This is a genomic window from Acinetobacter calcoaceticus, assembly GCF_016508255.1.
Lineage (GTDB): Bacteria > Pseudomonadota > Gammaproteobacteria > Pseudomonadales > Moraxellaceae > Acinetobacter > Acinetobacter calcoaceticus_E.
In genome coordinates, this window is sequence record NZ_JADVKT010000002.1 from 221,868 (window position 1) to 240,955 (window position 19,088).

17 protein-coding genes and 1 riboswitch are annotated in these 19,088 nt (G+C 38.3%); of the genes, 14 read left to right on the plus strand and 3 right to left on the minus strand.

What is annotated here, in order from left to right; all coding sequences use genetic code 11:
• The first annotated feature begins 47 nt into the window (after positions 1-47).
• The 10 genes from I5515_RS05060 to I5515_RS05105 all read left to right on the plus strand — a co-directional run bounded on the left by I5515_RS05060 (position 48) and on the right by I5515_RS05105 (position 12,844).
• Positions 48-1,301 (plus strand): NRAMP family divalent metal transporter, encoded by a 1,254-nt coding sequence (locus tag I5515_RS05060; protein ID WP_199965059.1) that lies wholly within the window; start codon positions 48-50, stop codon positions 1,299-1,301.
• A 34-nt stretch (positions 1,302-1,335) separates the two neighbouring features.
• Positions 1,336-2,100: a LamB/YcsF family protein gene (locus tag I5515_RS05065; protein ID WP_199965060.1), complete on the plus strand. Its 765-nt coding sequence runs from the start codon at positions 1,336-1,338 to the stop codon at positions 2,098-2,100.
• 2 nt (positions 2,101-2,102) lie between these two features.
• Positions 2,103-2,918 (plus strand): putative hydro-lyase, encoded by an 816-nt coding sequence (locus tag I5515_RS05070; RefSeq protein ID WP_199965061.1) that lies wholly within the window; start codon positions 2,103-2,105, stop codon positions 2,916-2,918.
• 32 nt (positions 2,919-2,950) lie between these two features.
• The gene (locus I5515_RS05075) at positions 2,951-4,534 is read left to right on the plus strand and encodes an urea amidolyase family protein (protein ID WP_199965062.1); all 1,584 of its coding nucleotides are present in this window, start codon (positions 2,951-2,953) and stop codon (positions 4,532-4,534) included.
• The gene (locus I5515_RS05080) at positions 4,534-6,255 is read left to right on the plus strand and encodes an acetyl/propionyl/methylcrotonyl-CoA carboxylase subunit alpha (RefSeq protein WP_199965510.1); all 1,722 of its coding nucleotides are present in this window, start codon (positions 4,534-4,536) and stop codon (positions 6,253-6,255) included. Before I5515_RS05075 ends, I5515_RS05080 begins: the two co-directional genes overlap by 1 nt.
• Before the next feature lie 304 nt (positions 6,256-6,559).
• Complete coding sequence (locus I5515_RS05085; protein ID WP_199965063.1) at positions 6,560-7,780, plus strand: chloride channel protein; 1,221 nt, start codon at positions 6,560-6,562, stop codon at positions 7,778-7,780.
• Positions 7,781-7,909: 129 nt separating this feature from the next.
• Complete coding sequence (locus I5515_RS05090) at positions 7,910-9,136, plus strand: DUF6161 domain-containing protein (RefSeq protein ID WP_199965064.1); 1,227 nt, start codon at positions 7,910-7,912, stop codon at positions 9,134-9,136.
• A 53-nt stretch (positions 9,137-9,189) separates the two neighbouring features.
• On the plus strand, positions 9,190-10,119 hold the full coding sequence (locus tag I5515_RS05095) for a hypothetical protein (protein ID WP_199965065.1): 930 nt from the start codon (positions 9,190-9,192) through the stop codon (positions 10,117-10,119).
• Positions 10,120-10,179: 60 nt separating this feature from the next.
• On the plus strand, positions 10,180-11,316 hold the full coding sequence (locus I5515_RS05100; protein ID WP_199965066.1) for a J domain-containing protein: 1,137 nt from the start codon (positions 10,180-10,182) through the stop codon (positions 11,314-11,316).
• A 973-nt stretch (positions 11,317-12,289) separates the two neighbouring features.
• Positions 12,290-12,844: a TetR/AcrR family transcriptional regulator gene (locus tag I5515_RS05105; RefSeq protein ID WP_199965067.1), complete on the plus strand. Its 555-nt coding sequence runs from the start codon at positions 12,290-12,292 to the stop codon at positions 12,842-12,844.
• 53 nt (positions 12,845-12,897) lie between these two features.
• On the opposite strand, the gene I5515_RS05110 is transcribed toward I5515_RS05105, so the two are convergent.
• Complete coding sequence (locus I5515_RS05110; protein WP_199965068.1) at positions 12,898-13,131, minus strand: hypothetical protein; 234 nt, start codon at positions 13,129-13,131, stop codon at positions 12,898-12,900.
• 355 nt (positions 13,132-13,486) lie between these two features.
• On the minus strand, positions 13,487-13,918 hold the full coding sequence (locus I5515_RS05115; RefSeq protein WP_199965069.1) for an SRPBCC family protein: 432 nt from the start codon (positions 13,916-13,918) through the stop codon (positions 13,487-13,489).
• A gap of 229 nt (positions 13,919-14,147) precedes the next feature.
• On the opposite strand from I5515_RS05115, the gene I5515_RS05120 reads away from it, so the two are divergent.
• Positions 14,148-15,221 (plus strand): alpha/beta hydrolase, encoded by a 1,074-nt coding sequence (locus I5515_RS05120; protein WP_199965070.1) that lies wholly within the window; start codon positions 14,148-14,150, stop codon positions 15,219-15,221.
• Positions 15,222-15,263: 42 nt separating this feature from the next.
• Here the strand turns inward: I5515_RS05120 and yddG are convergent, their stop codons facing one another.
• Positions 15,264-16,181, minus strand: a complete 918-nt coding sequence (yddG, locus tag I5515_RS05125) for an aromatic amino acid DMT transporter YddG (protein ID WP_199965071.1) — start codon at positions 16,179-16,181, stop codon at positions 15,264-15,266.
• A 204-nt stretch (positions 16,182-16,385) separates the two neighbouring features.
• On the opposite strand from yddG, the gene I5515_RS05130 reads away from it, so the two are divergent.
• The 3 genes from I5515_RS05130 to I5515_RS05140 all read left to right on the plus strand — a co-directional run bounded on the left by I5515_RS05130 (position 16,386) and on the right by I5515_RS05140 (position 19,086).
• A complete protein-coding gene (locus I5515_RS05130; protein ID WP_199965072.1) occupies positions 16,386-17,336 on the plus strand; it encodes a 3-hydroxyacyl-CoA dehydrogenase NAD-binding domain-containing protein in 951 nt (316 codons plus the stop codon).
• Positions 17,337-17,552: 216 nt separating this feature from the next.
• Positions 17,553-17,648: riboswitch (guanidine-I (ykkC/yxkD leader) on the plus strand.
• 28 nt (positions 17,649-17,676) lie between these two features.
• Positions 17,677-18,417 (plus strand): urea amidolyase associated protein UAAP1, encoded by a 741-nt coding sequence (locus tag I5515_RS05135; RefSeq protein WP_199965073.1) that lies wholly within the window; start codon positions 17,677-17,679, stop codon positions 18,415-18,417.
• 15 nt (positions 18,418-18,432) lie between these two features.
• Positions 18,433-19,086 (plus strand): urea amidolyase associated protein UAAP2, encoded by a 654-nt coding sequence (locus tag I5515_RS05140; RefSeq protein ID WP_199965074.1) that lies wholly within the window; start codon positions 18,433-18,435, stop codon positions 19,084-19,086.
• Positions 19,087-19,088 lie beyond the last annotated feature (2 nt).

A 19,088-nucleotide genomic window follows, 5' to 3' on the forward strand; every position in this document is an offset into this window, starting at 1 on the left:
AAAATGATGTTCTTGGTTCAACCTGAAAATAGCGTTGTTAAGCTCAAATGGATGAGGAACGCATTAATATGTCTTTACTGAAATCTTCTTTTTTATCAGATCGCCAATGGGCCATTGTTGCCTCGATCTTTATGATGGCGACCTCTGCAATGGGGCCCGGCTTTTTAACCCAAACTGCTGTATTTACAGTCAAGTTAGGCGCGGCATTTGGCTTTGCAATTTTAGTTTCAATTCTGATTGATTATGTTGTTCAACAAAACATTTGGCGAGTGGTCACACTGACCCAAATGCGTGCATCTGATATTGCCAATAAAGCATTGCCGGGTAGTGGCTACTTACTCGCGTTCCTTGTGATTTTAGGCGGATTTTTCTTTAGTGTCGGCAACATTGCTGGTGCTGCTTTAGGTCTCAATGCGCTTTTTGGTCTAGACACTAAATGGGGCGGCATTTTAAGTGGCGCATTGGCCATTTTGATTTTTGCCTCAAGAAAAGCCACGCTTGCCATGGATAAAAGCATGATCGTGTTGGGATTGCTTAAAATTGTCCTGATTATTATTGTTGCGGCAATTGTGATGCCACCTGTTGGACAAGCGGTACATCAAACTTTCGCTCCAGACCAGATCGACTTTGCAATCATTACGACCATTGTGGGTGGTACTGTAGGTGGTTATATCTGCTATGCAGGTGCACACCGTTTACTCGATAAAGGTGCTGTTGGCCCTGAAAATATTGATGAAGTTGCTAAAGCTGCAACCAAGGGCATTATTGTAGTCGGCATCATGCGCTATGTGCTGTTTTTAGCATTTTTAGGTGTGGTGGTGAGTGGTGCCAATATTGATTTAGCTAGCCATGATGCCAATCCGGCAGCTCAAGCATTCCAATATGCCGCGGGCACATTTGGCTATAAATTATTTGGTTTAATTTTCTGGGCAGCGGGCATTAGTAGCACCATTGGCGCAGCATATACTTCTGTTTCATTCTTTACTGCATTTAAAAAGAACTTAACGCCAAAGCAAACCAACTATACGACCATTACCTTTATTGCATTAGCCTTATTACTCTATGTGTTATTAGGTGCGACTCCGGCAGGTCTACTCATTTTTGTAGGTGGTTTTAACGGTTTGGTGTTGCCAATTGGTCTTACAATTTTTCTGTATGTTGCAGCGTGTCGTAAAGATTTAATGGGTAATTATAATTATCCAAAATGGTTAATTATTATTGGTGGATTAACATGTCTGTTAACGTGGTGGATGGGCTATATGTCGTTTACTACAGTGTTTAACTATTTGACGAAGCTTTAAGCCAGACTTTGTTAAGTGATAAAGGAATGATGCCATGTTTGTAGATTTAAATAGTGATTTGGGTGAAAGCTTTGGCTCATGGAAAATGGGCAATGATGACCAGATTTTACCTGTCGTGACCAGTGCCAACATTGCTTGCGGCTTCCATGCTGGCGACCCGCTTGGCATTTTAAAAACGGTTCGTAAAGCCGTTGAACTGGGCGTGACGATTGGCGCTCATGTCTCTTATCCTGACCTTGTCGGTTTTGGCCGCCGTAATATGGATTTGTCACGTGACGAGCTTATTGCAGACGTGCTTTACCAAATTTCTGCACTGGATGGTTTGGCAAAAGTAGCAGGCTCAAAAGTGCAATATGTTAAACCGCATGGCGCACTTTATAACACCATTGCACATGACCAAGTTCAGGCAGCAGCCGTGATTGATGCGATTAGAATGTACAACCCTGAACTGGTTTTGGTGGCTTTGGCAGGTTCAAATTTAGTCGAGCAGGCGCGTGCGGCTGGCTTAAAAGTTGTGTCTGAAGCATTTGCAGACCGCGCATATAACAGCGATGGTTCACTGGTGTCTCGCCGCCTAGAAGGTGCGGTTTTACACGACTCGGCATTTGTTGCTAGTCGTGTAGTTTCAATGCTTAAAAACGGTGGAGTAGAGTCAATTGACGGTGTATTTACCCCAATTCAAGCCGACACCATTTGCCTACATGGCGACACCGACGGCGCTTTAGAAATGTCGGCAGCCATTAAAGCAGAGCTTGTAAAAAACAATATTGAAATCCGCCCGTTTGTAAACAAAGCATAAGGATGAGCACAATGTATAAGGATATTAAAGTCGACCCAGCTCAGCTTGAAGCCGCTTTAGATGCGCGTTTAAAAATCCGTGCAGGTTTTGATAAACCAACAGCAGGCATGGCTGCGGGCATGACGCAGGTGAACATGATTTCGGTGCCAAAAGAATGGGCATATGACTTTTTACTCTATGCGCATCGTAATCCGCAAAGCTGTCCAGTGCTTGATGTGCTTGAAGAAGGCATTTATGCGACCAAGCTCGCGGCAGACTCAGACATTCGAACTGACTTTCCGCGCTATCGCATTTGGAAAGATGGCGAAATGGTCGATGAAGTGACAGATGCGAGTGATATTTATAATGCTCATCCTGATTTGGTGACTTTCTTAATTGGTTGTAGTTTTTCATTTGAAACGGCTTTGCAAGAAGCGGGTATTGAAGTTCGCCATATTCATGATGACACCAATGTGCCGATGTATCTGAGCAATATTCAGTGCCAGCCAGCAGGCCGTATTTCAGGAAATATGGTGGTTTCCATGCGACCAATTCCATCTCATCAAATTAGTGAAGCTGTAAAAATTACCGCGCGTATGCCAAGTGTCCATGGTGCGCCGGTGCATATTGGACACCCTGAAAGCTTAGGAATTTTAGATGTAAATAAGCCTGACTTTGGTGATGCTTCTCGTATTGAAGCGGGTGAAATTCCGGTGTTTTGGGCTTGTGGGGTAACGCCGCAAGCGGCAGTCATGAACTCGAAAATTCCTTTTGCCATTAGTCATGCACCGGGCTACATGTTTATTACCGACATTCCTGACCGCGCTTGGATGGGCTAATTGGACTAAAGAAGAATTAAAAGGATAAGCAAATGCGTTTTTTATCGGTAAACGCCGATTGTTTTCTGATTGAGCTTGCGAGCTTAGAGGAAACTTTGGCGTTGTACAATAAATTGCAAAATACGCAATTGAATGGAATTAAAGATTTAGTCCCCGCTGCAAAAACAATTTTGGTTTTTTTTAATGAGATCGAAACCAACTTTAAAACGCTGGTTGCTTCAATTCAGAGTCTCAAAGTTGATTCTGGATTTGAGCGTAGCAGCCAAGAAGTGATTGTACCGATTCGTTACGATGGCGAAGACCTTGCTCAGGTTGCAGAGTTACAAGGATTATCTGTGGCTGATGTGATTAGAAAACATCACGAAAGTGTGTGGAATGTGGCTTTTATTGGTTTTGCACCCGGCTTTGCGTATATGAGTAGTCCCGATAAGCCTTTTACCGATATTCCACGTTTAACAGTTCCGCGTAAAAAAATACCGTCAGGCTCTTTGGGCTTAGCTGGTAAATATTCTGGTATTTACCCAAAAGACAGTCCGGGTGGCTGGCAGCTCATTGGTACTACATCGGAAAAAATGTGGGATTTAGAGCGAAAAAACCCTGCATTGCTTTTACCGGGCATGACCGTACATTTTGAGGATGTTACACATAGTCCGTTAACCGTAAATGTACCGCAGCAAATTACCCGTACAGTTGAGCCTAAACAATCGGTGCCACTGTTTAAGATCACTGCGCCAAGTTTACAGATGCTCATTCAAGACCAAGGGCGTTTAAACCAGACCAATATTGGCGTTGGGGTTGCAGGTGCAATGGATTTATCTGCCATGCATAGTGCTAACCGTATTGTGGGTAACCCAACAGATACGCCTGTCATTGAAGTTTTAAATGGCGGCTTAAAGGCCAAAATGCAGCATGCGGGCGTTATTGCGGTGACTGGGGCAACTTCAAACATTCGTGTGAAATTTGCCGATGGTCAAACCGCCGACTTTGAAAATTATCAGCCTATTGCGTTAGATGAAGGCGATGAGTTTCAAATTCAGCCACCGACGGCAGGCCTAAGAAACTATTTGGCAGTTCGAGGCGGCATCGACGTTGAACCGGTTTTAAATAGTGCATCGTTTGACAGTTTGGCGGTACTAGGGCCAGAGCCTTTAAAACTTGGAGATACCATTTACCAGGGACAGATAAAGGCAGCCAACATTAGCGTAAATGAAGTGGGTAAAAGCGACTTGCCAAAAGCTAGTGAAGTGGTCGAGCTAGATATTGTAATGGGGCCACGCACAGACTGGTTCGAACAAGACAGTATTGAATTACTCTGTCAGCAAGAATGGCTTGTGACCAATGAAAGCAACCGAGTCGGGCTAAGACTTTCAGGTGAGCAGGCTTTAACTCGCAAAATTACCTACGAGCTGGAAAGTGAAGGCACATGCATTGGCGCTTTACAGATTCCACCGAGCGGCCAACCCGTTTTATTTATGAATGATCACCCTTTAACGGGCGGATATCCGGTCATTGCCTCTGTTGCTAAACACCATTGGGATTTGGTGGCACAGATTCCGGCAGGTTGCCGCATCAAATTTAAAAAAATTGCCGAATTTACAGATTTTGAGAATGAATGATGAATACAGAAAAATTATTGATTGCTAACCGTGGTGAAATTGCCGTTCGTATTATTCATGCTTGCCGTGACATGGGCATTTCATCGGTCGCGTTATATGCAGATGATGATATTGGCAGCATGCATGTCGAACTTGCAGATGAAGCATGGGGCTTGGCTGGTGCTACCGCCAGTGAAACCTATTTAAATATTCCTGCGATTATTGAAATTGCAAAAAAATCGAAAGCGACCATGGTACATCCGGGTTATGGCTTTTTATCTGAACGTGCCGAGTTTGCCCAAGCTGTGATTGATGCGGGCTTAAAATGGGTAGGGCCATCACCAAGTGCCATTGAAAAACTGGGCGATAAAATCGAAGCGCGTAAAATTGCCGCTTCTGTGGGTGCGCCATTGGTTCAGGGTACGCAAGACCCACTCAATAATGGTGATGAAGCTTTAGAGTTTGCCAAACAGTTTGGTTTACCGATTGCCATTAAAGCTGCGTTTGGTGGCGGTGGCCGTGGCTTAAAAGTTGCGTGGAAACTCGAAGAAGTGAAAGAGCTTTATGAGTCGGCAGTACGAGAGGCAAAAGCTGCTTTTGGCCGTGGTGAATGTTTTGTCGAGCAATATTTAGATAAACCACGCCATGTAGAAGCTCAGGTGATTGCTGACCAGCACGGCAATATTGTGGTACTTGGCACACGTGATTGTTCGTTGCAACGCCGTAACCAAAAGTTAGTCGAAGAAGCACCTGCGCCGTTTATTAGCGATGAGATTTATCAACAAATTTTAACTTCGGCAAAAAACATTTGTCAGGCAGCAAACTATGTGGGTGCAGGAACGGTTGAATACTTACTCAGCCGTGACGGAAAACTTTCATTTTTAGAAGTGAACACCCGTTTACAAGTCGAGCATCCAGTGACCGAAGAAACGGCAAAAGTTGATTTGGTGGTTGAACAAATTCGTGTTGCGCAAGGTGAAGTACTTTCTATTAAAGAAACACCGAAAGCGCAAGGTCATGCGATTGAGTTTCGAATTAATGCCGAAGACCCAGCACGTGGTTTTATTCCTGCATTTGGTGTGTTGAGCCTATTCGAGGCACCGTTTGGTAACGGTGTACGGGTTGATACAGGCGTTCGCACTGGTTCATTGGTATCGAGCCACTTTGACTCACTCATGGCAAAATTGATTGTGACTGGTCCAACCCGTGAAGTTGCAATTGCTCGCGCTAAACGTGCATTGAAGCAATTTAAAATTGAAGGCGTGGCATCGGTTTTAGACTTTCACCGTGCGGTGTTAAATGAACCTGACTTTACCGACGAGTTTAATGTACACACGCGTTGGATCGAAAACGACTTTAAACAAGAGTTAAAGCCGACGAAACGAGGTATTCCAAACCATCAACAACCGATGCTACTCAGCTACATTGAAATTGATGGAAAGCTACACCGTTTAGGTTTACCTGCGGGTATGTTTGCACAAGGGCCAGCCACAGCAGCAAATCAAGCACAATCTGCTGAGCCAGAAGTAAGTGCAGAGCATTTACTTGCACCTATTAATGGTGTGATTAGTTCTTGGAAAGTTGAAAATGGTGAGCAAGTGACAGAAGGGCAAGTAGTTGCAATTATGGAAGCCATGAAAATGGAAGTTCAGGTCCTAGCACACCGCAGTGGCACTATTCAGACTGAAGCCGAAAAAGGCGCAACCTGCCATGCGGATACGATCATTGGTACGATCAATTAAGATTTGAACAAGTGATTTGACCTGATTGAGCTTTAGTTTAGTCGGGTTGGATCTATGACTTATCTATTAAAAAAGTCAGCCATTTTTTCAGAGCTATCATTAACCATTTTCAACTTGAAAGCCTGAACTGATTGTGAGATATTTCGCACAGTTTGGTGATATTAAAATTGATTGCCGTATTTAAAGCTCGCCTATGCGAGCTTTAATTTTTAGCCCAGTTTAAGCATTTCTCACTTAATGAGCTGGCAGCATAAAAAAAATTGAGAATTTGGCATCCATTTTATAGGCGAATTGAAGAACGCGAATGAAAATTCTACCTTCATCTGAATATGATCAAATTCTAAAATATAGTGTTTATTGGCTCGTCATATCGATTGTGATTGGGGTCGTAGCGGGGTTGGCCTCGACTTTAATTTTTGTCGCCTTTGATATTTCAAACAAAGTAAGAAGCCTGCATCACTGGCTCATCTATTTCTTACCTTTTGTTGGTTTTGGCATTGGTTACCTCATTAAAAAGTATGGGTCGCCTATTGAACGGGGAACTCATTTACTCCTAGATGAAATTCATCAGCCCAAGTCATTCATTCCGAAACGAATGAGCCCTATCATTTTTATTACATCAATTTTGACTCAGTTGTTTGGTGGTTCGGCAGGGCGTGAGGCGCCAGCAGTTCAGCTTTCAGGTGCTTTAATTGATCACTTGAGCCATATTTTAAAAATCTCGGAAGATAACCGAAAAATTTGTTTAATTGCCAGTATTGGTGCTGGCTTTGCTGGGGTGTTTGGTTTGCCTCTGGCAGGTGCAATCTATGGTTTAGAAATTACGGCTTTAGGTAATTTAAGATATTCGGCTATTTTTCCATGTTTTGTATCGGCTCTAATAGCCTCGACCATTCCTGAGCTATTCGATATTCTTCACCCGCACGTCTACTATGTCATTAGTGAATTTCCAGCCATTCATTTTGGCACGATCATGAGTTTGATTGCGGCAGGGCTAGTCTTTGGTTTAGCGGCACGATTCTTTATTGCCGCAATTCATTTTGCGAGTGATAACTTTTATAAATATATTCGCTATTTGCCATTAAGAACCATGGTCGGCGGCATTGTGATTATGTTACTTACTTTGTTCACCGCACATCAGCAATACAACGGTTTGGGCACAGATAAAATCATTTCATCTTTTTATGTACCGATTGAGTTTTACGACTTTTTTAATAAGACTATTTTTACCGCCATTACTTTAGGTTCGGGTTTTAAAGGTGGTGAAATTACGCCATTGTTTTATGTGGGCGCGACATTAGGTAATGCTTTAGGCGCGGTTTTAAACCTACCAATTTCATTACTTGCAGGCTTAGGTTTAGTCAGTTTGTTTTCAGGGGCGAGTAAGGCGCCGTTGACTTCTATTATTTTAGCCATTGAGCTATTTGGAATGAATGTTGCCACTTATGCCATTATTACTTGTTTGTTGGCAGCGTTATTTTCAGGTGATTGTGGCTTGTATCGCCGTAAAAAGTTGATGGATTAGAAAAATTTTTTTATAAAAATAGCTTAAAAAATTAATTTAGTATGTAATTAAAAACCAAAATTTTATATTCTTAATTTGTTATCAATAATTGAAAAATTAATAAGTTTAAATAAATAGTTGGGAGTTATTATGAATTTTGATTTAAATATAAAGGATACTTTTGGTAAAGAGCTTCAATTTAATAATAGACAAGAAATAAGAAGTTTTCTTAATTTAGAAAAAGAATATTGGTTAGCTAAACGGAAAGAAATCGGTAAAAGTTTATCAGGAAATTTTCCTACATTTCCTGAGCAAGCTGAACAATTTCTTGCACATTTTGATTTGTATGAAAAAGCAGTTCTTCTAGAGCCTCAGCCGGATAATTTAGCTCAGTTAAAGCACAATTATGAAGGTGCTAAGACGCAATTTATTCAATGGTGCGTCCAATATTGGATATATCGTGGAAATACTCATACAGAGGCTTTATTGGATGCCTATAAATATTCTAATGAGTCAGGGGTTGCTTTTTGGAATGCAATTAAAAATCATCGTGTTGAAAATAACAGTCAACGATTTGATTCTTTTGCTGGAATAATGATGGCCTATGAGTTTCTATTCCAAAATGAGAGTTTTTTAAATAAAAGAAGATATGCTGAAAAGCGTACATTTATAACTTTAAGGAATGAACTGGAAGATGAAAGAAATAAACAAATCTCAACTTTTGCGGAGTTTAATGAAGAATATTCTAAATGGTATGAGAATCTACAGGGAAATATAAATGACTGGTTTAAAGATTGCCGAGAGCGCTCAGATAGTACAATCAATAATCATTCAACTTTTTTTAATCAGATGACAGAACATGCAATTGGACGCCATGAAGAACTTGAAAACTTATATGCTGAGAAATTGAGGTTGGAAAAACCTGCGAAATACTGGGAGGTACGAGCAAAGCAGCTTAAGATTCAAGGAGTTATTTGGTCAGTTTTATTAGTAGTAGTTTTATTAATTGGAATTGGTTATTTCACTTTATTATTTAAATATTGGCTTACAGGACAGCAAATCAGTATTTCATTACATAGTTTACAGGGAGCTGTATTACTTACAGTAATAATTTCAACTTTTATTTTTTCAATACGCGTTCTTTCTAGATTAGTATTTAGTTCATTTCACTTACAACGAGATGCAGAAGAAAGACAGCAATTAGCTTATGTATATTTAGCATTAAGTAACGAAACAAAGGTTGATGAAGAATCTAGAAAAATTATTTTACAGTCTTTATTTAGTCGCGCTGAAACTGGATTACTTGCTTCTGAGTCAGGCCCTACAATGCCAGCGATTGATGGTATTACAGGATTAGTTTCAAAAATAAATAAATAATTTTCTATTATTTGTTAAGTTTTTGTATTTTAATTATTTTTTGAGTTTGGCTAATGTTATCAAATAGTTTTTTTTCTCCATTAATTTCTATTTTTAAGATTCTTGTAAAATTTTTTTTGGGCAAAGATAAATCTTTAAATAAGCAATTAGAAGCTCGTTTAATAATGAGAGGTATTGTTGCAGAAATACCATTAGATTTGCCGTTACATATAACTTATAAGAATGACGAGGAGCTTAAAGGTGTATATGTTATAGGTCTTTTAATCTGGAATAAAGGTAAACAAGCAATTGTTACTAATGACTTTCTTACGCCCTTACAAATTAAAGTTGCATCTGATGCTGATATTATTGATGTTAAGATATTATCTATTGAAGATCAGATGAAATATTCAAAAAATATAACTGATAAAAATACTATAAATATACAGTTTGATTGTATGAATCCAAAAGAATATCTCATAGTGCCAATATTTATAACAGGAAATCCTATGGCTGAAGTGGAAATTTCTGGAAGAATTATTGGGCAAGAGATACCAATTGATCATACTGCGGAAGAGGTTAAAGCCTCTATTGGTGAAAGAATTTCTGCCTTATTGTTACTATTATTTATTATAAATATAGTTCCTGGATTTTTCATAGGTGGATGGTTAATTTGGAGAGACTATGGACTAAAAAGTTTATTAAATAGTTGTAATGATATACCACAATATTTAAGTACACCTTTTATACTTGGTTTATTTGGAATAGGACTTTTTATTGTTTCAAGAATTAAAAATTGGAATGAGCGTAAAAAATATCCAGAGGGATATCCTTTGGACGCTGATTTGGAGCCGCCTTTTTTTAAAAATATTATAGGAATATTCAATACTGTTTTTATGGGTAAAAAGCAAAGAATTTCGGTTTCTATATTTAACTGGGGGAAACCAATTTTACTTACCAATAAAAAAGTTAGAAAACGTACAATTGATGATTGGATTTACTAATAATTTTATTGTAAGACAGATAGAATAATACGTATTCTATTAATAGAAGTGAGAGATTACTTGAATATATTTATTAATTATTATGAAATTTTGCATGTATCTCAAGATGCTCCTGTTGAAATTATTAGATTGGCCTATAAAGGTTTAGCACAAAAATATCATCCTGATCGTTACCAAGGGAGTGATGCAAATGAAAAAATGCAATTAATTAATGAAGCGCTTGAAGTGCTAACTAATGAAAAAAAACGTAAAGAATTTGATTTAAAATTAAATTCTTTTAATCAACGAAAGCAAAAAGAGAGAGATTTTCAAGAATATCAAAAAAGGAAGAAGTATGAAGATTTTCAGCAGCAAGAGAAAAATAGTAGAAATTTTTCAAAAAATTATGATGACAAAGATAGAACTCAGAAATTAGCTAAAGATTTTAATGTCAACATCAATATAAATATTTCAAGAGGGCTTTATATATTTAAGCCATTTTTGAGTCTTTATAATATGATAAAAAGAAATAGCAAAAAAATTATTATATCGTTATCACTCTTAGGAGTAGGGCTAATTTTTATTAGTACTATTCTATCAATATACGAGAATACAAGATACTCAGAAAATATTGTTACTGAAGGTCCCTTACCAGCTGAACAAGCTGATGAAACAGCGAATAATTTATATACGTCTACTTCTGAATCTGTCAGTACACCAGAATTAGTTAATACTACCAATGAACAGTCTAAACTAATTCCATATCGACCAGATCTAATGCATAAAGCCGTCCAAAGTGTTATTAATATTCAAGAAGAGAGCGGCATCATAGGGGTGGTCAAAGAAATTCATGACTGCTATATAGATAAAAACAAGGATAGGCTTTATTGTCTATTCTTAGACTTGACAGCTAGGATGCTTGATTTAGGTGCTTCTCAGACAATGGGTATTATTCGTGATGATTACTTAATGGATGAACGAGTATTAAGTAGGATAAATAATAATTACTATATACCAAATGGTATTGACTCTAGTACAGCAACTGAACATGTGCAAAAAATGGATCTTGAACTAGCAGAAATATTTAAAGAAAAATATCAAGAAAAAATAAAAGAATTGCATTCTTCTGACAATCTTAATAAGTCTGGTGAAGAGGAATTGTCAGAGATAAATAATGATGAAGTGGAAACAGATCAATCCTCTAGTAATTTAATCTAAATTTATTAAATCTTTTGAGATAATAGATAAAAAGTACATTTTATTACTTTGAAACTTTAAATGTGATTTGTATAAATTATTTTGTTATTAATATGGACATATAGTATTTAAAAAGTGTTCTAATTTAATACGAATAGAATTTTATATTCTTGACGACAAGAAAAGTGAATAATATCCTTTCTTTCTGGTAGGACGGAAAGAGGACATCTTAGGATGTGCTGGTCTCTTTGGCACCAGTCTGCTAACTCTTTTCCGTTCTACTACCCTAATTATTTAGGAGAGATTGGTAGGATTATATTCACTCCTGAGTTTGTATTTAATTTTTATAACTAGACAAACAGATACTAAATATCAATATTTAATTAGTTTTTTTAATCTTTAAAACTTGAAAATAATTTAGAACCCAACCGCTCTACTTTAATACGATTGTCATGTCCTACGCTTGACGCCAACAAAAGCGAATACTATCCTTTGCGTGCTGGCCACATTGCCAGCCGACTTTGACAGGTCGGATAGCCAACGCACACGAAAAAGTCTCTCTTTTTTGTGGGCATCCCTGCGTGCCCCCTCTGCGGTGGAACGGGAGGGGGACACCTTCGGGTGTGCTGATCTTTTGGCTATCAGTCTGTCAACCTTCTCTCGTTTCACCACCATTATTTGACAGTAATGTGGTGAAGCTTCTTTATAGCCAAAGGAGTCCGCTATGCGTACTAATTCTTCTTCTTATTTTTTGGCCTACGCCAAAGTCTTTACATACATACCACCTAACTGGTCTTTAAAACGGTTTAATCGACTATAGGTTTTCTACGACCTTAGATCATTACGACTAAAAAATCATAGCAACAATAAAACCGAGATAGGCGAGCACACCATTTAGTGCCGCTTTTGCATGCCTGTTTTTAACGCTCAATTTAAGAGTGACGGCATGTCTATCTCTTTTATATACAACAAAAAATTATTTTAAGCGGTATACATGAAAAATTTAGAATCTTCATTTAGAGCACTCAGAGTGCTTCACACAGCAAAAGACTTATTTAACCAATATGGATTTCACAAGGTCGGGGTGGACCGAATTATTGCAGAGGCCAAAACGCCAAAAGCGACTTTCTATAACGACTTTCATTCAAAAGCGCGACTCATCGAGATGTGTCTGACTTTTCAAAAAGATGCGCTAAAAGAAAAAGTGCTTTCAATTATCAATTCATACCGTGAACAAATGGTGTTTGATAAACTCAAGCAGATTTACTTTCTGCATGCTGACTTAGAAGGATTTTACCGTTTGCCATTTAAAGCGATTTTTGAAATTGAAAAGCTTTATCCAAAGGCTTATCAGGTTGTGATTGAATATAGAACTTGGCTAATCAACGAAATTTATAAACTGCTTTTAACCATTAAGGCCACAGCTTCAATGAAAGACGCTCACATGTTTTTGTTTGTGATTGATGGGGCGATGGTTCAGCTTTTAAGTAAAAACAGTGTAGATGAGCGAGACAAGTTACTAGATTATTTTTTAATAATGCTGTCTTAGCGATAAATCCAAACACATTTTAAAACTAAAAAGCCCGTCATTGGGCTTTTTAGTTATTCGAGTTCTAGCTGATCATCATCTTTAGTGACTTTGATTTTCATCTTTTTATATTTACGTTTGTTTGGGTCTAAAGCAGAGTTTGACACTTCATCAGCAAATTTTGGATTCTGCATGAGTTTTGCATAGGCTTTGTAACCTATACGAATTCTGGTAGGTGGACAATCTGTTCTTTTGGAATAATATTCAATAAGTGAATTTAATTCCTGTAACAAACTCTGATGTTCCATTGTCTTAGTTATTTTCTATTAGTAGGTTATTTCAGCATACTGAACTTTAGAAAATTTCTAAAGATGTAATTGATATACATTATCTCTAATAAATGTAGATAAAAATACATTAACTGAATAAATTGTGAATTATTTGGTGTTTAAACGTGTATTACTGATTTTTTTAATCAAACAGTCATAACTAAGTTGTAAATTAATTTTAGAAAAAGAAAATAGATAGAAGATTGCCACGAACAAAAACTATTTAAGCAATTTTCTCACACTGTGGAATTAAGCTGACTTTAACGAGTCGGCTTTTGTTTTTGTGGCCAAATAAAAAGCCCTAGATCGGGCCTTTTACTTTTTAAATGAGCGATTAAAACTTCAGTTTTTTAAGCCCACGGCTTACGCCATCTTGTAAGGCTGCTTTAATAATAGGGCCAATAAACGGTACTCGACCTTTAAAGCTTATGGTGTAATCCAAGCGCGTACGATTGTTGCCTAAGTCAGTAAATTTCATTACGCCACGGTGGGCTTTAATAGGACTAAGGCCACTTGTAATCGCATATTCGATTAACTCATTTTCTTTGTAGACTAAATTTGTTTCTACAAATGAAGGGGTAAATGGAATAGACATCTTGCGGGCAGAACCTACGCCATTACGTGCGTCTTTCCCGTTGCTAATGCGAGTCACTTTAGCAGGGGCAAAGAGTTTGCTTAGGTTTTCATGTTCACTCAAGGTTGCAAAGACCTTGTCTACGGGCGCATCAAATTCTTGTACGATGTTGATTTTTTGAGTTTTTAACATCTTATTCCCTCTAGAAATTATTTTGACATTGGTAATTGTCAGAATTTGGATGTTAGCACGCTTTTAACAAAGGGGGAATTCTAATCGGTCGGAGTTTTGAGTACTCATCAATTAGAGGCTGAACTTGTCAATTGACCCAAATAGTAAAACTTATGTCTTAAGTTAACATAGTTAATTTAAATCTAAGCACCTAATATCTATTGTGGGAATAAGAACGAGTACAACAAAAATGAATACTGTTCAACCAACAAAACCCGCAGGTGCTATGCGGTATTTAATAAGTAAATTGAGCGTAATGGGCCTCGTGGTCTGTGCCACAAGTGTATTCGCCGCTAAAGAAATAAAATTAGGAGATTCGGTAATGGGTTATCAAAATCAAGCTGCTTGGCAGCAAATTGAACAATTTCTTCCTCAAGAATTTCATATTCCTAAAGACCAATTACCCAAAGAAGAATGGTGGGCTTGGAATGGTAATAACATCCATTTAGACACTTATCGAAATCCGAATGCAAAAATTAAAGTGATTTTATTTCATGGTGTAGGGACCAATGGCCGACAAATGTCGATGATTTTAGGTAAACCATTGGCTAATCGGGGATATGAAACAATTGCAGTCGATATGCCCGGCTATGGTGTAACGCAAGTTGGCAAAGGCAAGATCATTAGCTACAACGATTGGGTGCAGGCTGGTAGCGATTTAATTGATATTGAATTAGCAAAAGATAGTCGTCCAGTTGTGCTTTATGGTTTAAGCGCAGGTGGAATGCTGACCTATCACGTTGCGGCAAAGAGTAAAAAAGTGAAAGCAATTGTTGGCATGACTTTCCTTGACACAAGTAACCAGAAGGTTAAAGACACTGTGGCAAGTAATTTGTTTATGAGTCGAGTAGGGACGCCTGTTGCACATTTAACTGCAAAAACACCTTTGGCCTCAATGCGAATTCCAATGAGTTGGGCAAGTAAAATGAGTACTTTGGTCAATAATAAAGAGGCTTTAAAGGCCTTTATGAAAGATAAAACCTCGGCTGGCAACTCGGTTTCACTCACATTTTTAGACTCATATATAAACTACAAACCAGAGCTTACACCTGAAGAGTTTGATGTGTGCCCAGTCTTGTTAACTCAACCCGAAAAAGACCGTTGGACCCCCCTCGATTTAAGTACACCATTTCTTAGCCGTATTCAGAAGGTATCTGTAAAAACCGTAATATTGGAAAATGCGGGACATTATCCATTAGAGCAACCGGGTTTATCGCAAATGGTTGACGCCATTGATAGCTTTTACAGTACTACAGTGAAATAGCGGGTATTGTGCCCCGTTTTAATTCTTCTGGTTACGGTTCTTTTATTTCGTAATTTTTTTGAGGAAAAGTTGAATAACAGACCAGTTGGTTGAAACCCAGCAAATAAATGAACCAGCCGTAACCATTGCTGTTCCTTGCCAAAAGCTTAATGATAATTGAGTTTGTAAAACAAACATCGCCAAAATAGAAGAAATAATCGGGGTGAAATAAGAGGCCACCACAAGCATGGTAATGTTTCCATGAATAATGCCAATATTCCACGCTGCATAGCCAAAGCCAATTGCAGCAGATGCGACGACAAGTGTTATCAGCGTCGATAAATCTATAGAGGGAATGGCAAATTGCCCCGAAAGAAGCAGCTTGAGCCATAGCGTTAGGGCAACACATACAAAGAAAATAGAGATTGGGTTTTGCCCATTACTTATTTTTTTTGTGAGAACACAGTAAAAAGCCCAAATGATGGCACCTACAAAAGCTAAGAGATAGCTTAGAGGGTTGTTATGAAAATTATCGACAATACTTTTTAGACTAAAATCGCCATTTCCAGTCTGAATAAAAATAATGCCTGAAATTGAGATGAGTAATCCTAAAATAATAATAAAATTAAATTTTAATTCTTTAAAAATGACAAAGGCTAAAACCGTTAAGCTTGGCCAAAGGTAGTTAACAATGCTCACTTCAATTGCTTGTTGAGCTGTCTTTGAGTAAGCAATCGCAAATGAAAAACACAGCTCATAAGCCACGAAAAGGACTGTACCCAATATTAAATATTTTTTAGGAATCTGCTTAAAGTTTGGAATTCTGAAAATGGCAAGTAATAGTAAGGCACTTAAAGAATAAATAAGCGTAACACCTAGCTCAGGTCCAATGGCGGCACTGACTTGCTTCATCAGACCGACCAGAGATGCCCACATGAGAATGGCGCTTAGACCAATCAATGTTGCTAGATTTTTTGACATAAAATTCAGTAAATAACGGTTAAAAAATGGTAAAAGATTGAGTTGTACTAATGAAAGGAATAAATTTTCAAGATAGGGAATATAGGACAAATTATATAAAATATAAACAATTAAATTTATTGATTGGTTGAATCTGCTATGTTTGTTTAAGCATTCAATTGGGTAAAGAAATTTCGAATAAAATAACATTGTTAAGAGGAAAATATGGAAGTTATTAAAACGGTTGGTGTGGTAGGTGCAGGTGTAATTGGAGCAAGTTGGACCGCCTTATTTTTATATAAAGGATTTAAAGTTAAGGTTTACGACCCGTATCCTATAGATGAAGCGATTTTTAAAAAGAGAATATCTGAAAATCTAAATGATTTAATGGCGTTAGAGCAGCAGCCACAGCGCAAAGATCATTTACCAGATGCATTACTTAATCTAGAAGTTTTTACCGATTTGAAAGCAGCAGTTTCAGATGTAGATTTTATTCAAGAAAATGCCCCAGAACGTCTGGATGTAAAACAAAAGCTATATCAAGAAATCACAGCATATTGCCCTGAGCACACCCTCATTGCTTCAAGTTCATCGGGCTTAAAAGTGACTGATTTTCAAAAAGAGGCGCAACATCCTGAACGTATTTTATTAGGTCATCCTTTTAATCCGCCTCATCTTTTACCTTTAGTTGAAATTGTCGGCGGTACTTTGACAGATCCTCAAATTTTAAAACAGGCTTCTGAGTTCTATAAACAACTCGGTAAGCACCCAATCATTTTAAATAAAGAAGTCAAAGGGCATGTGGCAAACCGGTTACAGGCTGCACTATGGCGAGAAGCCTTTTCACTGGTCGAACAAGGCGTGTGTTCAGCAGAAGATGTTGATGTCGCGATTACCAGTGGGCCGGGTTTAAGATGGGCGCTATTTGGGCCATATATTAATATGGAGCTTGCAAACCAAAAGGGTTTTAAAGAGGCTATTCATCATTTAGGCCCACCAATGACAGAATGGTGGAATGACATGCAAGCATTTCAACATTCGGATGAAACCACCGATTTATTAGAGACAGAAACCGAAAAACTTTTAACACAATATAAAGATATAGATTTATATCAAACCCGAGATAAAGGCTTGGTTGATATTTTAAAGCTTAGACAGAAGTTACAGTTAGATTAATTTAGCCTTTTATAGTCTTATCAATTTTCTAATTTCATTCTGATTTATCTGAAAGCCTCTTTATGAAAGGGGCTTTTTGTTGTTTTGAAATGCACAGTTTTTAGTGCAGCTTTTTATATTTGAACTTAAATCGCACCTAAACAGCTCAAGTTTAGTATTACTTTTAACCAAAAACGTAATACTAAGCTGGCATGTCCTTTGCATAGTCTTAAACAATCAAAAGTGATCTAGGGTTCCGATACTGTACGTATGACTGGACCGAGAGTTCACGGTTCCTAGCGAACTACACGGAGGGATAAAAGCCCGGGAGGAAGTCTAAAACTATCCGACAGGAGTAGCTATGAACACTGCAAGTTATCATAACAATCAACCGATTTGGACCGAACTTTTACCCGGAGGTCATCACTGGTCGGGTCGTATTCAAAAAGGAACTGTTCTTAGATTTACATCACTTGGCGCGCAGGCAAACGTTTCTTTGTTTTGTGTAAATGCTGCCGATGTGCTTGAACGATTTAACATGCCTGACAGTTTGAAAGGGCAACATACAGCCTATTTAAAAGCTTCCAATGTACTGTACTCAGACCTTGGTCGTGTCATGGCTTCAATTGTTCATGATGATCATGGCTGGAACGATGCGCTTTGTGGCCCAAGCCGACCTGAACAGATTGAAAAGCAATTTGGTACTCGCACCTTTCAGGATGCCCGCAATGATATGTACCAAAACGGGCTAGATAGTTTGCTCATTGAAATGTGTAAATACGGGCTTGCCAGCCAAGACCTGAGTGCCGCCGTTAACCTATTTTCTAAAGTTGTGCCAGATGAAAACGGCGCTTTGTCTTACCTAAGTTCTGACAACACCGATCAAACCATTGAACTACGTTTTGAAATGGATTGCCTACTATTTTTATCTGCCACGCCGCATGGTTTAGATACCACTCAAATTTATCAACCTGCCGATATTCAATTGAGTTTGTTTAAAGCCGACCTCTTAACAGACAGCGATATTTGTCGTGACGCCTGCCCGCAAAATCAGCGTGCCTTTCAAAACACTGCGCGCTACTACGCACTTAGCAATATTTAAATCAGGAGAAGCATCATGACAGTTTTACAATCATTTGAAAAAGCAGTTTTAAATGAAGTTTGTCCTGCGGGTGAAGCGTGGATGTGTGAGGTTAAAAAGGGCCAATATTTTCGAATTATTGATCTGGAGGGAAACCAAGCGGTCGATACTTTGTTTATGAGCGCCGAAAACCCAACTGAACGTTATAGCGCAATGGATACTTTGGCTATTAACCAACAGATTTATTTAGAAAAGGGCACCAAGCTCTATAGTAACTTTGGTCGTCCAATTGCGGTTATTCATGATGATAACTGTGGTCGCCATGACACCATTGGCGGTGCCTGTTCATGTGAAAGTAATACGGTTCGCTATGCACATGAAACGTATCCTATGCATAGTTGCCGTAACAACTTTATGTATGCCTTGGCAAAACACCCGATTGCAAAAAAGCATGACTTAAATGTCCGTCACATCGGTCCAAATATTAACTTCTTTATGAATGTGCCTGTAACGCCAGACGGTCAGCTTAAATTTGATGATGGAATTTCAGCGCCGGGGAAATATGTCGAAGTTCGTGCAGAAATGGATTTAATTGTTTTAATTTCCAATTGTCCGCAGCTCAATAACCCATGTAATGCCTACAACCCAACCAAAATTCAATTGGTTGTCCGCGAAGCGGAAGGGGTGTAAGC